General features: G+C 31.2%; 14 protein-coding genes and 1 pseudogene. 4 read left to right on the top strand and 11 right to left on the bottom strand.

What is annotated here, in order from left to right; genetic code table 11:
• From DD829_RS03175 to DD829_RS03135, 11 genes and pseudogenes are all read right to left on the bottom strand, one after another.
• Positions 1-745 (bottom strand): annotated as a pseudogene (locus DD829_RS03175) (M50 family metallopeptidase); the annotation flags it as partial.
• A gap of 112 nt (positions 746-857) precedes the next feature.
• Positions 858-995, bottom strand: a complete 138-nt coding sequence (locus tag DD829_RS23445) for a hypothetical protein (protein WP_165796620.1) — start codon at positions 993-995, stop codon at positions 858-860.
• Between the two features lie 62 nt (positions 996-1,057).
• Positions 1,058-1,192, bottom strand: coding sequence for a hypothetical protein (locus DD829_RS24285; RefSeq protein ID WP_262497939.1), 135 nt, complete (start codon positions 1,190-1,192; stop codon positions 1,058-1,060).
• A 261-nt stretch (positions 1,193-1,453) separates the two neighbouring features.
• Positions 1,454-1,738 carry an acyl carrier protein gene (locus DD829_RS03170; RefSeq protein ID WP_108409819.1) on the bottom strand — a complete coding sequence of 95 codons (285 nt, stop codon included), beginning with the start codon at positions 1,736-1,738 and terminating at the stop codon, positions 1,454-1,456.
• Positions 1,739-1,743: 5 nt separating this feature from the next.
• Complete coding sequence (locus DD829_RS03165) at positions 1,744-2,970, bottom strand: beta-ketoacyl-[acyl-carrier-protein] synthase family protein (protein WP_108409818.1); 1,227 nt, start codon at positions 2,968-2,970, stop codon at positions 1,744-1,746.
• A 47-nt stretch (positions 2,971-3,017) separates the two neighbouring features.
• Complete coding sequence (locus tag DD829_RS03160; RefSeq protein ID WP_108409817.1) at positions 3,018-3,764, bottom strand: SDR family oxidoreductase; 747 nt, start codon at positions 3,762-3,764, stop codon at positions 3,018-3,020.
• Complete coding sequence (locus tag DD829_RS03155) at positions 3,764-4,945, bottom strand: beta-ketoacyl synthase N-terminal-like domain-containing protein (protein ID WP_108409816.1); 1,182 nt, start codon at positions 4,943-4,945, stop codon at positions 3,764-3,766. The genes DD829_RS03160 and DD829_RS03155 overlap by 1 nt, the downstream gene beginning before the upstream one ends.
• A 6-nt stretch (positions 4,946-4,951) precedes the next feature.
• Positions 4,952-5,383, bottom strand: coding sequence for a 3-hydroxyacyl-ACP dehydratase FabZ family protein (locus DD829_RS03150; protein ID WP_108409815.1), 432 nt, complete (start codon positions 5,381-5,383; stop codon positions 4,952-4,954).
• A gap of 16 nt (positions 5,384-5,399) precedes the next feature.
• A complete protein-coding gene (locus DD829_RS03145; protein WP_116547514.1) occupies positions 5,400-5,870 on the bottom strand; it encodes a 4'-phosphopantetheinyl transferase family protein in 471 nt (156 codons plus the stop codon).
• Positions 5,845-7,236, bottom strand: a complete 1,392-nt coding sequence (locus DD829_RS03140) for an AMP-binding protein (protein ID WP_108410470.1) — start codon at positions 7,234-7,236, stop codon at positions 5,845-5,847. Before DD829_RS03140 ends, DD829_RS03145 begins: the two co-directional genes overlap by 26 nt.
• Positions 7,236-7,649, bottom strand: coding sequence for a hypothetical protein (locus DD829_RS03135; RefSeq protein WP_116547513.1), 414 nt, complete (start codon positions 7,647-7,649; stop codon positions 7,236-7,238). The genes DD829_RS03140 and DD829_RS03135 overlap by 1 nt, the downstream gene beginning before the upstream one ends.
• A 373-nt stretch (positions 7,650-8,022) precedes the next feature.
• On the opposite strand from DD829_RS03135, the gene DD829_RS03130 reads away from it, so the two are divergent.
• The 4 genes from DD829_RS03130 (at position 8,023) to DD829_RS03115 (ending at position 14,469) form a co-directional block, all read left to right on the top strand.
• Entirely contained in the window at positions 8,023-9,735 is a 1,713-nt protein-coding gene (locus DD829_RS03130; RefSeq protein ID WP_116547512.1) for a helix-turn-helix domain-containing protein, read from the top strand.
• 133 nt (positions 9,736-9,868) lie between these two features.
• Positions 9,869-10,048 (top strand): hypothetical protein, encoded by a 180-nt coding sequence (locus tag DD829_RS03125; RefSeq protein ID WP_116547511.1) that lies wholly within the window; start codon positions 9,869-9,871, stop codon positions 10,046-10,048.
• A 3-nt stretch (positions 10,049-10,051) separates the two neighbouring features.
• A complete protein-coding gene (locus tag DD829_RS03120; protein WP_116547510.1) occupies positions 10,052-12,235 on the top strand; it encodes a prolyl oligopeptidase family serine peptidase in 2,184 nt (727 codons plus the stop codon).
• Positions 12,236-12,261: 26 nt separating this feature from the next.
• Positions 12,262-14,469: a prolyl oligopeptidase family serine peptidase gene (locus tag DD829_RS03115; protein WP_108409883.1), complete on the top strand. Its 2,208-nt coding sequence runs from the start codon at positions 12,262-12,264 to the stop codon at positions 14,467-14,469.

Here is a 14,469-nt window from a genome sequence, read left to right as displayed (position 1 = left end):
CATTAATAATGAATACATTGTGTAAAATATCCTTTACATTTGTATTAATATCTAGCCAAGAATAGCAGCAAAATAATAGAACTCCTAATATAGATTGAAAAAAGATTCCCGCTAGGTTAACCACTATACGTTTATATTTGCTTAAAGCCCATATATTGGTAACATCCGCATAAAAAACAGGAAATATTAGGTACAGCCCAAATCCTATAGAATAGGTTTTCTGTTTAAAAAACTGTGTGGCAGTCACATGTCCCAATTCATGAATGATGAGGATGACAAATAAAAAGAGATAGGTTATAAAGTATATCCCTATTGTATCGACACAATAATCACTTTTCTCATATTGAGGTAAGGAAAATAAATGATAAACATTAAATAAAAGAAAAACGGACAGAACAGGCCAAAAAATGTATGGATTTATAAGAAATTTCAAATTATCAGCTATTTTCTTATAATGCTTAGGAAAAAGGAAATCAACTTTAAACCACATAAAAGATAAGTTTTTAATTTTTTCTTTTTTGAGTAATGGTTTAACGATGTCTGCTATACTTTTTTCGACTTCTTCCGAAGTGGAAAAAATGTTATATTTTTCAGCCAAAAGTTGACTAATCTGCTGGAATGTGTAATTCTCCTTTATTTTAAGAAATATAATATAGGTTACTTCATTGATCTGATAATATTTCTCATTGATAATTAGCAGATACCTGTCGTTATCTTTTATGATGTCAAAATCAAATGTATTCATGTGATGAGCAATTAAAATTTAAATCTGTATTGGTATATGTATTAATTATCAATTGATATTTTATGTATAAAAATGTAAGACGAGGCTGAGCCATCGCCTTACAAGATTAATCTTATCCTACTGAAGCCTCTAGCCTTACATCAGCTCTGTTTCCATTGCATCTGTCAGTATCTAAAGAAACAACTGAAGTTTCGAATCTTTCTTCTAGCTCAACAATAGAGATAGAATTAGTCAAATTATTCTTTTCCATTAGAATTAATTTTTAAGGGTTAATATTATTTTTAGGTTAAGCATAAACACATGCTCGCTTCATTATCCTACTGAAGCCTCTAACCTTACGTCAGCAGTATTACGACTGCATCTTTCAGCGTCTAAAGAAACAACTGAAGTTTCGAATCTTTCTTCTAGCTCAACAATAGAGATAGAATTAGCTAATTTTTTTTCCATTAGAATCAAAATTTAAAGGGGTTAAACTATTTTCAAAAACCAAACATGACTTTAAATAAGCCTTTCAATTATTCATTGATAAACATACATCTACTCATCCTATATTTTTACATATAGAATAACTCTTATCGGAAGTCCTTGATTTTATAATCTAAAACAATAAAGGTTCTCCGGTTTTCTTTAAAAGACAAAGAGTGCGTTGCGGATAGCTAAGTTTTTATTTACAATGTTTGTAAAAAGCCAAAGCAAAATCTTACGATTTTATTGCTCTTCTTTATTTCCTTTTTCGATAACTAAATCAGCTAAGGAATTGATATTCATGAACGTCTGCTCATTAAATTCAGAAGGATCTATATTATACTTTTCAGATAATACAGTAGCTATTTCCAAGACAACAAGTGAATCTTGAATAATCCCACTATCTGGATCCTCTTCACTTCCGAAAAGGCTTTTTTCATTATCAATGTCTTCAGGAGTAAGATCCAGTTTCAAAACATCAATAATAATCTCTTTGATCTCTCTTTTGATTACGTCTGTTTCTTTCATATCTTTTAATTTTTCTTTAGTATTAAACTTGTCATACAGCCTCCGAATGCAAATGAATTCGAAATGGCTATGTTAATTTCTTCATTCACAACCCTTCTTGGAATAACCACATTTTCAGGGGTATCAATCAGGTCATGTTCTTCTGGCAGCAGGTTGGGTGGAACAAATGAGTTATTCATTGCTAAAATTGTAAGCGCCGCTTCTATAGCTCCAGCTGCACCCAGACAATGTCCTGTCTGGCTTTTGGTAGAGCTTATAAACAAAGAGTTTTTTTTATCTTTCTCATACAATAACCTACTTATTCCAAGTAATTCACTACCATCATTGGTAGGTGTCGCCGTACCATGAGCATTAATATAATTAACATCATTTATAGTAACTCCTCCTCTTTTCAATGCTCCTTTCATACAATTATAGACAGTACTTCCATCTGACTTTAATGCTGTAGGATGATGGGCTTCGTTCATGAAGTAATAGGACAAAACCTCTGAATATATCTTTTTATTGTGGGTCACCGCATGATCATAATCTTCCAGTACCAGAAAAACAGCCCCATCTCCCAGCATTAGACCATCTCTAGTTTTTGAAAAGGGAGTACAATATGTTTTGGATAACGCTTGTAAGCAATTAAAACCTGAAAAAGCCAATTCTGAAAAAATATCAACCCCTCCGGCGATTACTGTTTTATATTTACCTGTTTTGATTAGGTCCAAACCTCTTCCAATAGAATTTGCGCTGGCTGAGCAGGCGGTAGAGATAGTTGAAGACAATCCCCTGATTCCAAAATGTTTACATATATCTCCCGTTATTGTCTGTACTGTATGGGAAGAAAGGGCTAGAAGCTCATCAGTCAGCTTGTTTTCTGTGATAAATTCTTTATAATATTCTGTGAAACTATGTCCTGAACCTATAGAAGAGCCTACAATTAAAGCAGATTTTTCCATATCTTCAGTTGAAAGTTGTGCATCTTTCACTGCTTCCTCAATACTGTATACTGCACAACTAAACTGAATTGTTTTATCATTTTTGGCTATTTCTTTTAAAAAATCCTGATCTATACAAAAAGCTTTATTATTTCTGTAAAATTTATGATCTACATCAAATCTCTTGATATTTCTTGTATTGAGTTCATGATGAGTCATGGCATAAACATGCTCTTCTTTATTCTTACCTAGAGAACTTAACATTCCTATTCCAGTAACGACTATTCTTCTATTGCCTATTGCATTCATAATTGACAGATATCACTTATTATTCAGATTTTCTTTGGTACACATGGCTATCCTGTAATTCCCCCATCGACAATAATTTCTTGTCCAGTGAGATATTCAGGAGAGGAAGTTCCCAGGTAATATGCTACATTGGCAATTTCCTCCGGCATCCCCATTCTTTTATAGATACTGTTATCTATTCTCTGCTTTAAATACTTTTCAGGAACATCTTCTATACTTTCTGTCTGTACGAAGCCTGGTGCTACAGAGTTAATGATAACTCCCATACCTCCTACTTCTTTTACAATTGATTTTGAAAATCCTATAATAGCTCCTTTAGACGTTGCATATGCTGAATGTCCAGGATTGCCTTTGGTTCCTGCAATTGAAGTTATATTTACAATTCTTCCTTCTTTATTTCTGATAAATATAGGTAGCACCTCTCTTACAGTATTTACAACAGACATGAGATTAATTCCTAATATTTCCTGAAAATATTCATTGCTACAAAACATAAAGGGTTTTAACTTTCCTTGCCCTCCTACATTATTCACCAGGGTATATATTGATGAAAATTCTTCTTTATTTTCTTTAAAAAGCTGTTTGACTTCACCAGCATCCGACATATCACATTTATAGCATTGAGGGAGTGGACAATTATAATTCTGCACGATATAATCTATCAGTTCCAATGCTTCTTTATCACTATTTTTGTATGTAAACAGTACCTGATACCCTTCTTGAGCAAATTTTAATGTAATGCTTCGTCCTATTCCTCTGGAACCTCCGGATATAAATATTTTTTTTGTACTCATTAGTGTTGTTTTAATAATAAGATGGTATTATTCCCACCTAGGGAATAATTATGAACCAATGTATAATTGTTATCCAGCTGCTCCGGAAATATTCCCAGTGAAATATTGTGGGCTGCATCTTCTTGATGTATAAATTCTAAAGGCTTACAAGGTTCTGTCACGAATGGAGCGATGATATTTAAATTATTAAATCCGGCCAACCCTTCTCCCAGTATCAGTTTTATATTCTGATAATTAAATTTATAAGGGAGCCTTTTTAATGCCACAAATTCATAGCTTTTGATCTGCCAAGGAAGACACGAGGCTCCTAACATATTGATAGATTCTTCTTCATCAATATTATTTCCCTTTAGTATTTTTTCAATATTATTTTCCAACTGTGCTGAATCTCTCTCAAAAATGGTATAAGAAGAGGTTGAATCCATATAAGAATTGTAGTCTACAATCTCACAATATATTTTACCATTCCTTTTCAATACAGACTCCAATGTTTCTATTACTATGAATCCTGCAGATTCACTAAATATGTTTTTATTATTTGCACTCTGAATATCATCATCAATGGAATGAGTAACTTCTACTGCCTTCCCTTTCTTTCTAAGGTTAAGAAGAGTAAGTTCCTTGATTTCATCTACTCCACCACATACAACAATATCACAATGATTATTTCTAATTAAATCTATTCCATATACTACACTCTCCTCACCATATACAAAGGAGCTTGGTCCTTTGATTTTAAATGCTCTTGACACATCTCCCAAAACACTGTTGGAGGTTGCTTTTGAGAAATTAAACGGACTTAGCCTGTCTGGTCCTTTAGTAAACAGTGTGGTAAGAAAATTTTGTATTTCAGCACTTGGCCCTAAGGTATTGGTGATGATTAATCCTGTATTTTCCAGTAAAGGACTTTCATAGAGATCTGCGTCATTCAGTGCATTGATACACGCCTTCATTGCGATACTTGAAAGCTGATTAGGAAATGGAGCCTTCATGGGTAAATAATTCCCAATATTGATGTTCTCAATCTTTCCAAAGTAAATATCTCCCACATCATACGTCTCCCAAGAATGGTTAGCAGTAAATGAAAAATCTCTGTTGGATATAGTATCAATGAAATTCTGGTTTTCAAGTCCTTTTGGAGTTATGCCACCCCATCCTGTAATAACAATTCTTTTTTCCATGATTACCTATTTTAAAACCAGCTCCGCTGTACACATTATTATATCATCTAATCTTACTTCACATTCAAAGTTGTAAAATCCCATGATGATTGATTTTAATTTTGCATAAACTTTTAATCTCTGTTCAGGAGACACCTCATTATTAAAAGTTGCATTTTTGATCTTTATAGCTCTTCCAAGAATAGCCCCTTGAGTCTGGGAATGTTCAAGGTTCATACGCATAAATAAACCGCAAGTCTGAAACATTGTCTCTACCAGGATAACTCCGGGCGTAATGGGTTGCCCCTCAAAATGTCCTTTAAAAAAATAACTGTCTTTTTCAAAAAATGCTTCTGAAGCGAGATACAAGTTGGGTTCAAACTCAATTATCTTTTCAACCAACAACATTGGAGATCTATGTGGTAACAATTGTGATGGAAGGGGAAAATTTATGATCATTATAATTGTATTAAAGTTATTTTTTCATACTTAGTGTACAGATGTACTTATTGTCAATATTGATATTTTCAAAAAAAAATGAATGGATGTTTATTTCATTTTTATAGGCATCATCTAATCTTAATTGTAATAATTTTACTAATGCTTCAAGTTGCACCCAATCATTCATGTTGTGGATAGGTATGATATGTTGGTAAAGTTTGTTTATAAACCTGTAGCATTTTTCATCAATTTCTTTTTTCATTTCCAGGTCTATACCTATCGGTTCTAAGGAAAGGGCGCAGATCAGGAGCTGATGAGAATGAGAAATACTTATATAATAAGGAGAGTTTTCAATGAAAGGTTCTCCATTTTTTCCTTTTATTATATTTATTTTTTCTCCAAAAAAGGAAGTTGTCAAACTTTCAAGGACTTTAGTCTTCGTATCACTTAATACAGAATATAATAGATATATCTTTTCTTTATTTGGTAAACTTATTGTTTTCATTGTGCAACACGATCTCTATATGATGAAGCATTTCTGGTGGTATCCGGCTTGATAAAATTGAATGAAAATCAGTTGTTGGAATTTCTTTTTTTGAACTAACAATCAAATTAATATAAAGTCTATTGTCTTTTATTAAAGAATTTACCTTCAAAAGACTTGGAATACTGTTAAAGAACAAATCTTGAATTTCAAAATTCCATATTTTAAAAGGTGTAAAATAGTCTGTATTCCTTCCTATGATATAAAACTTACCATTTTCATTGTATACTAAGTCTGACGTCTGGACTTTATCCGAATATTTATTAGCAGCTTCTTTAGGGTTTAAATATCCATTAAAAACAGATGGTGTATTGATACTTAAATTATAAATGTTTTTTTGATAAAATGTATCGAAAAATACATCGGTTTCTAAAGAAACATTTTCTAAAGGAACCCCTAGATAATTCGGCTCAAAACCTTCTTTATCTACATATTTTATCTTGTAAGTAGCTACTCTGGGTCCTGCTTCAGAGATACCATATGTTTTGTAATAAGCCGGGACGGGAAAGTTTCGAGAAAATTTGAGAAAACATGCCTTTCCGATATATCCTCCACCTAAACTAATAAACTTTAAAGAATGATCAACAGTCTTAAGCCTAATACTATATGCCAATAGAGTTCTTAATAGCGTAGGTGTGATAAAGAAATTGGTTATCTGATATCTTTCTATGTACGAAACTAAATTAAGCGCAATAAACTTATAAGATGATAAAATAATATTGCCTCCAGAAAGTAGGTGAGAAAAAAACTGAGCTACTAATGCATATGAATAATACAGTGGCAAACATACAAGCGTTGTGTGGTCGCGCGTGATTTCTAGAGAATTCACATTGGATTTAATATTTTGTAATATACTGTTAGATGAATGCATTATAAATTTTTTAGTCTTGGTTGTTCCCGAACTTGATAATATAATAGATGTGTCTTGTAATGGTGGTTCCGAATAATTTTTTTTTATCAATAAATTCCCATAAGGTGTTTTTTGTATTTCATGGTTAAAATCTGTAGAAAAAGAAGTACTACCCTGTGTGATTAGTGCATAAAAAAATGGAATCTCACCAAGTATTTCTTTACTATACTCCACTACTAGGACACAACCTCCTTTTTTAAGGATAAATAGGTAAAGAATAATCAAATCCAAAGTATTTCCTTGGTAATCCATCACGAAGAGTTTATTTTTAAAATCAAGTTTCAAAAACATTTCCTCTAAATCTTCTATTTTTAATAATAAATCAGAATAAGCCATTTTTTTATTATTAAAATCAAGAATCCAGGAGTCTGAATTTCTCAGTAAACTGCTATGAATTTCATTCCAAAGAGACATCATTATCTTAATTTTTCCAAAACGTTAGTAATAAATTTCATGTATTCAGGATTGAAAGATTTTGTGTCTATAGTATTAATACTTTCATTTAATTCCTTTTTATCTTCAATAATATTATTAGAAAATCCTAAGCCTTTAGGAATATTATTTTCTATAAGATATCTTAGAAATATAACCTCAAATCTATCCTCCTTGCTAACATTTGCTACCGCCGAACTTATTTCTTTCGAAAAAAGATCTAAATATTGTATTTTCTTTAAAGGATTAATTGTCAATTTTGCTCTATATGCATTTGCAACAGCATGAAAAGAAATATTTAGGCTGTTATCCCTATCTAGGTTTTCAACCAAAGAAATAAATCTTTTGATTTTTTTCTTGTCACCTTCTTTGCAATCAATTAATGAATTCCTAATCATATCTGTGAATATTATTTTTAGTTTGGATATTTTATTAAGTAAGCTGAAATTAAGTTTTCGAAGAGCAAATACTGCTTAATTAAATTTTTACAGAATAATCTTTTTGTTATTACCTTGTTGAATAAACAAATTGTTGAAAATATAGATTTGTTTATTTGTAACTTTTTCTATGGCAAAGATGCAAGTGCTTTTACGATGAAACAAGAAAAGCATATCGAGATTTATAAATTTTGGGGAAGTGCTTTAAGAAATTTATAAATATCGGCACATCCCATACAATATAAAATATTAACTATCAGATACATAAATTCAAAATCCTTATAATCAGTAAGAAAGGATTTAAAATGCTTATTTTTGCATTTTGAAACACAATATGCAAAAAAATTTCTTGCTTTATCTATTGATTCTTTGTCAGAATTTATACTTTTCACAAAGTATAAAGGGATTTCGTATTCCAGACTCTTTAGACAATAAAAGTTTTGAGCAATTAGAAAGACCTTTTGAAAAGAACCTTTATAATAATAAAGCCAAAGCTGAAATCTATGCTAATACAGTTCTTTCAAAGGGTAAAAAAAATAAAAATGATGAGAAAATCGCAAATGGATATTTGATGTTGCATCGATTGGCGAATGATAAATCAGCTTTACTGTATTTGGATAGCATGATTGCAGTATCAAAAAAAATGCAAAACTCTGATTATTTAGCGAATGGCAATATGTACAAAGGAAATTATTACTATGCGAAAGGAGAATATTCAAAAGCTTTGGCCAGTAATTTAGCAGCAATAAATTATGCAAAAAAGAACAGCAAAACATATTATATCCTCAATTTTAATATAGGCTTGTTAAAACTTGAATTAAAAGAATATCAACAATCTATTCAATTATTTCTCAATTACAAGCAATATTTGGAAAGAAATAATGCTGAAAGGTCGCTTGATTATGTAAGTTGTATATATGCACTAGCTTATACTTATAGTCAGGCAAATGATATTGACTCTTCTAACAAGTATGTTGAACTTGGACTAAAGAAAAGCTATGAGATGAATGATGGCGAATGTCAAGCTAATTTATTTTTAGTTTCGGGTATAAATGCCTATAAAAGAAAAAAATATGGATCTGCATTGAAGATCCTAAGAAAGGCATCTAAATTGATAAAAGATAATTCTTATAATCCCCAAAACCTGGCTATCAGTGAATACTATATAGGAAAAATACTATATGATAACAATGACGATTCATTTCTAAATACACTTCAAACAGTTGATTCTATTATTATTGAAACTAAAAATGTTACTTCTGAATTAAGAGATGCTTATCCTATATTAATTGATCATTACAAAAAAATAGGAGATAAGGAAAAACAATTATTGTATATAGAACATTTATTGTCTGTAGATAGTATTTTAAATAAAAATAATAATTTTTTAACCGCCGAAATAAACAAAAAATACGATACACCTCTTCTTTTAAAAGAAAAAGAAATTCTAATTTCAGACTTAAGTTCTAAGAATTATACCTTATTTTGGATACTGGGGATAGGAGGAATAATTATCATTTGTTTGTTTTATCTCTACGACAAAAATAGAAGAAAAGTTAAAGCATATCAAAGTAAAGCAGATTTACTAACAAAATCTTCAATTTATCCAGATATCACTGAAATAACAGATCTCCCTTTTAAGGAAAATTTAGATTTTCAAAAAGAAAAATCAAAAGCAACTTTGTCAGATTATAAGCTTAGACAGTTAAGCCTACAGTTGGAAGAATTTGAAATTGAAAACCGATTCTTAGACAAAAAAGTAAATTTGGACATATTGTCTAAAGAATTTAATACAAATAGAGCTTATTTATCAAAATCAGTCAATGAGTTAAAAGGCCAAAATTTCTCTCAGTATCTTAATGAGCTAAGAATTCGATATATAGTTAATGAATTAAAAACAGATAAAAGTTTACAGAAGCTTACAATAGCTGCTATTGCTGATAAAGCGGGATATAATAATGCAGAATCTTTTACAAATGCATTTAAAAAAATGACAGATACGCTCCCTTCTTATTTTATTAAAGCACTGCAAGAAAACAGCAATTAACAATTTTTCAAAATACTCATTTTCAATTATTTAAATTTAAAACAACACGAAATTTATAAATTTCGACATCTATTTTTTTGAAGAGAATACATTTATTTATTTCTTTGTAGAAGCAATTTAAAAAAAGCAAATTATGAAACAAAAAAAACAAACAGAAAAAAAGTTATCATTGAAAAAACTACAAATGGTCAGAATTAGTAATCCTAAAGTTATAAGGGGAGGAGACGACTGTAGTAGGATTACTACCATGTTAAATTTAATTGATGATGATGGTGGTAATACTGGAACTGTAGGAACTTCTAGAAAAGACTAAAAAATGAAGAGGTCAAATTTAATCCTTTATATTTATTTTGCTTTTCTAGGAATGGTAAGTGCTCAAAAAACAAATTTTGCACCTTCTAAAACGGTCACTGATGAATACTTTAATACTAAAGTAGTTGATGAGTACAGAAATCTAGAAGATTTAAAAGATCCTTCAACAATCAAATGGATGAAGGACCAAACAAAGTATTCCTTATCTGTTCTACACAGCATTCCTAACAGGGAGTATTATATTAACAAAAGATTAGAATTTGACAAAAGAAAGTCATTTTCGGTATCAAATATAAATATTACTGAAAATGACTTTTATTTTTATTTAAAACAAAAACCTGGAGAAAATACTGTGAAGGTATTTTTTAGAAAAAAATTTAGTGGAGATGAAAAAGAGGTTTTTGACCCACAAAAATATAAACCTGAAAATAAAAAGAATTATCAAATAAATTACATTAAGCCAAATTATGATGGTTCTAAGGTAGCAATTGCCTTAACAGAAAGTGGGAAAGAAATTTCTGAAATGATAATTTATGATTTGACACAAAATAAAGTACTTCCTTATACGATAACTCATTGTTGGCCGTCAGATGGTGGTGGCATATCTTGGCTTCCAGACAATAATAGTTTTGTTTATTTACACTACCCTGTTATTGATCCTAATTCACCTTTATTTTTAAAGGATATGCAATCTGTGCTTTATAAAATAGGTGATGATCCTCAAAAACTAAATATTTTATTATCAAGAAAGAATAACTCAGATTTAAATATAAAGACCGAAGATTTTCCGAACGTATCATTGCCTACAAAAAACTGTAAGTATTTAATTGCCCAAATATCTGGACCTGTCAAATTTAAAGATACTTATTATAGGACTGTCAAAGATATTGAAAAGAAAAGTCAATGGAAATTTTTGTTCAGTAAAGAGGATAAAGTGAGTGACTTTATTATTAAAGAGAATAGCATTATTTATGTTTCTGAAAAAAATGGAACCAATGCAATCTATAGTACATCATTAAATAATCCAGACTTTAAAGCTCCAATAATCTTAGTTCCAAATATACGAGATGAAGTAATTAATAATATATATAATATAAAAGACGGCTTTGTTTTTAATGCGTCCAAAAATGGAGTTGAAGCTAAATTATACCTATATAGAGATCAAAAAATTAACTTACTTACATTGCCATTTACGGCTGGTGATATTTCTGTAGCCACTCAGAATGAAGAGTCTAATGATTTTTGGATAACTTGTAGTGGTTGGAAAAATGAGACATCTAGGTTTAAATATAATTCATTAACTGGAAAATTTATACCGGAAAATTTAGCACCTGTAATTGAATATCCAGAGTTTAAAGATATTGTTGTAGAGGAAATTGTAGTAAAATCACATGATGGATTAGATATTCCTCTTTCTTTAATCTATAATAAGGATATAAAAAAAAACAAGCATAACCCTTTACTAATGGATGCTTATGGAGCATATGCATTCAATAATAGTCCATATTTTGCTAAAACCTATATGCTTTGGGTCTTACAAGGAGGTATTGTTGCAGTCGCCCATGTAAGAGGTGGGGGTGAAAAAGGTGAAGAATGGTATAAAGGAGGTTACAAAAGTACAAAACCAAATTCATGGAAAGACTTAATTTCTTGTACAGAATATCTAATCAAAGAAAATTATACGTCACCTGAAAATATCGCAATTTGGGGAGCAAGTGCAGGAGGAATTACCATTGGTAGAGCCATGACTGAAAGACCTGATTTATTCAAGGTAAGTATTATTGATGCTGGCATTGTAAATGCATCAAGGATGGAGTTTACTCCTAACGGATTAAATAGCGCAAAAGAATTTGGCTCTTTAAGCATTGAGCCGGAATTCAAAGCATTGTTAGAAATGGATGCTTACCAGCATATTAAAAATGGAGAAAAATACCCTGCAACATTAATCACTTCCGGGATTAATGATCCAAGAGTTTCTCCTTGGATGCCAACAAAATTCGCTGCCAAACTAATGGCAGATAATATATCAGATAATCCAATACTTCTGAAAGTAGATTATGAAGGTGGACATGGAGGGGATATTCCTGTTGCACAGAAATATGATAATTTAGCAGATTCTTTTGCGTTTGCATTATGGCAATTAGGACATCCTGACTATCAGCCAAAAGAGCAGCACTCCGGTAAATAAATGTTATTCATATTATTAAAAAATATATGAGAAAAAAACATTTTATTCTTTTGATTAATTTTGTTTTCTGCAACTTTATCAATGCTCAAAAAACAAATTTAGCTCCTTCAAAATCTGCTGTTGACGAATATTTCGGAACTAAGATAATTGATGAATACAGAAACCTGGAAGATTTAAAAGATCCCGCTACTATTAACTGGATGAAATCACAGGCAGATTATGCTGATGCTGTACTCGATAAGCTTCCTTACAAAAAATACTTTGTCGATGAAAGATTGAAATTCGACAAAAGAAGTGGATATTGGGCATCGGATTTAAAAATAACTGCGGGTGATTTATATTTTTACCTAAAAAAAGCTGCAGACGAAAAAGTTCAAAAATTATATTACAGAAAAGGATTCAAAGGAAAAGAACAACTACTATATGATCCTGCTAGTTTTGTTTCCACATTCGATCCGACTTCAAAGCAAAAACATAATTTTAATGTAAATTTTCTTAGTCCAAGCTGGGACGGGAGTAAGATTGCAATTTCTATGTCCGAAAATGGAAAGGAAATTTCTGAAGTGATCATCATGGATGTAAAAACAAAGCACATCTATCCACAGGTGATTACAAATCTTGAACCTACAACAGTAGGACAGGTAAAATGGTTGGAAGATAATAATAGCTTCTTCTATACTTATTTTCCTGTAATAGATTCAGACTCGCCGGCATATACCAAAAATACAGAAGTAACTTTTTATAGATTAGGTGAGGATCCTAAAAAACGCAAAAATGTTTTTTCCAGGGTAAACAATCCGGAATTGAATATTGATGAAGGCAGATTTCCGGGGATTGTCCAGTTTAACCAGGGAGATCCTTATTTCATTGGAAATTTAGGTGATGTGGATGATTTTACCGATACATTTATTATCGATAGAAAAGATTTCGAAAAAGGCATTAAAAGTTGGAAGCCACTCTATTATAAAGCAGATAAAGTTTATGAGAAAAAACCTATTGGGAAAGAAGTATATTTCATGTCAGGATATAATTCGCCCAACTTTAAACTTTGCAAAACCAATCTCGATAAACCAGATTTTAAAAATCCTGAAATTTTAGTTCTTGAAAAAAAAGATGAAGTAATTCAAAGTTTTGAGGTTACAAAAGACGGAATATATTATACAACAACCAAAAACGGCGTTGATGCAAGATTTTATCTTTATAGAAATGGAAAAGATATTCCGATAAAGTTACCGTTCGTTGCCGGAAGTCTATCAATTCAGACAAAAGGAAAAGATTATTCTGATGTTTGGATTTATTGTTCAGGTTGGACAAATGAAACAAGAAGATTTAAATACGATGTAAAAACAAATGGTTTTCAGGAGGAAAATTTGGTTCCTTTAATCGATTATCCGGAATTTGAAGGCGTTTTTGTTGAAGAGACCAGTATAAAAGCAAGAGACGGAGAAGAAGTTCCTCTGACATTGATTTACGATAAAAGTATTAAAAAGAACGGAAACACTCCTGTTTTAATAGATGCGTACGGAAGTTATGGAACGACCTACTCTCCTTTCTTTGCCAGAAGTTATTTAATGTGGGCAAAAAAAGGAGGTATAGTTGCTATAGCCCATGTAAGAGGAGGCGGAGAAAAAGGAGAAAGATGGCATAAGGCAGGCTATAAAGAAACGAAACCAAATACTTGGAGAGATTTGATTGATTGTACCGAGTATTTAATAAAAGAAGGTTATACTTCAAAAGATAAAGTTGCTATTTGGGGGACGAGTGCCGGAGGAATTACAATGGGAATGGCGATTACGGAAAAGCCCGATTTATTCAAGACTGCGATAATTGATGTTGGAGCTACAAATACTCTCAGAAATGAAATAACACCCAACGGTCCCGGAAATGTTCCTGAATTTGGAACCGTTACAAAACCGGATGAGTTTAAAGCTTTGCTAGAAATGGATGCTTTTCATCATATTAAAAAAGGAGAAAAATACCCTGCAACATTAATCACTTCCGGGATTAATGATAGCCGTGTAGTTTCATGGATGCCTGCAAAATTTGCAGCAAAGCTAATGGCAAATGATGCTTCTAATAATCCAATACTTTACAAAGTAGATTATGAAGGCGGTCATGGAAGTAGTGGAGTTGATTTTGCGCATGCTTATGCCCGTGTAGGAGAAATTTTCGCCTTCGCTGCATGGCAATTAGGACTTCCGGAATATCAACCCAAAGAAAACACAACAAAATAA

This window comes from Chryseobacterium sp. HMWF035 (assembly GCF_003094695.1).
Taxonomy (GTDB): Bacteria; Bacteroidota; Bacteroidia; order Flavobacteriales; family Weeksellaceae; genus Chryseobacterium; species Chryseobacterium gambrini.
The sequence above is the reverse complement of the archived record's forward strand: the minus strand, read 5'-3'. Positions and strand labels throughout refer to the sequence as shown.

Coding starts and splice junctions, on each gene's coding strand:
- DD829_RS23445 (WP_165796620.1), bottom strand. CDS start 995: ATGGAAAAGAATAATTTGACTAATTCTATCTCTATTGTTGAGCTAGAA.
- DD829_RS24285 (WP_262497939.1), bottom strand. CDS start 1,192: ATGGAAAAAAAATTAGCTAATTCTATCTCTATTGTTGAGCTAGAAGAA.
- DD829_RS03170 (WP_108409819.1), bottom strand. CDS start 1,738: ATGAAAGAAACAGACGTAATCAAAAGAGAGATCAAAGAGATTATTATT.
- DD829_RS03165 (WP_108409818.1), bottom strand. CDS start 2,970: ATGAATGCAATAGGCAATAGAAGAATAGTCGTTACTGGAATAGGAATG.
- DD829_RS03160 (WP_108409817.1), bottom strand. CDS start 3,764: ATGAGTACAAAAAAAATATTTATATCCGGAGGTTCCAGAGGAATAGGA.
- DD829_RS03155 (WP_108409816.1), bottom strand. CDS start 4,945: ATGGAAAAAAGAATTGTTATTACAGGATGGGGTGGCATAACTCCAAAA.
- DD829_RS03150 (WP_108409815.1), bottom strand. CDS start 5,383: ATGATCATAAATTTTCCCCTTCCATCACAATTGTTACCACATAGATCT.
- DD829_RS03145 (WP_116547514.1), bottom strand. CDS start 5,870: ATGAAAACAATAAGTTTACCAAATAAAGAAAAGATATATCTATTATAT.
- DD829_RS03140 (WP_108410470.1), bottom strand. CDS start 7,236: ATGATGTCTCTTTGGAATGAAATTCATAGCAGTTTACTGAGAAATTCA.
- DD829_RS03135 (WP_116547513.1), bottom strand. CDS start 7,649: ATGATTAGGAATTCATTAATTGATTGCAAAGAAGGTGACAAGAAAAAA.
- DD829_RS03130 (WP_116547512.1), top strand. CDS start 8,023: ATGCAAAAAAATTTCTTGCTTTATCTATTGATTCTTTGTCAGAATTTA.
- DD829_RS03125 (WP_116547511.1), top strand. CDS start 9,869: ATGAAACAAAAAAAACAAACAGAAAAAAAGTTATCATTGAAAAAACTA.
- DD829_RS03120 (WP_116547510.1), top strand. CDS start 10,052: ATGAAGAGGTCAAATTTAATCCTTTATATTTATTTTGCTTTTCTAGGA.
- DD829_RS03115 (WP_108409883.1), top strand. CDS start 12,262: ATGAGAAAAAAACATTTTATTCTTTTGATTAATTTTGTTTTCTGCAAC.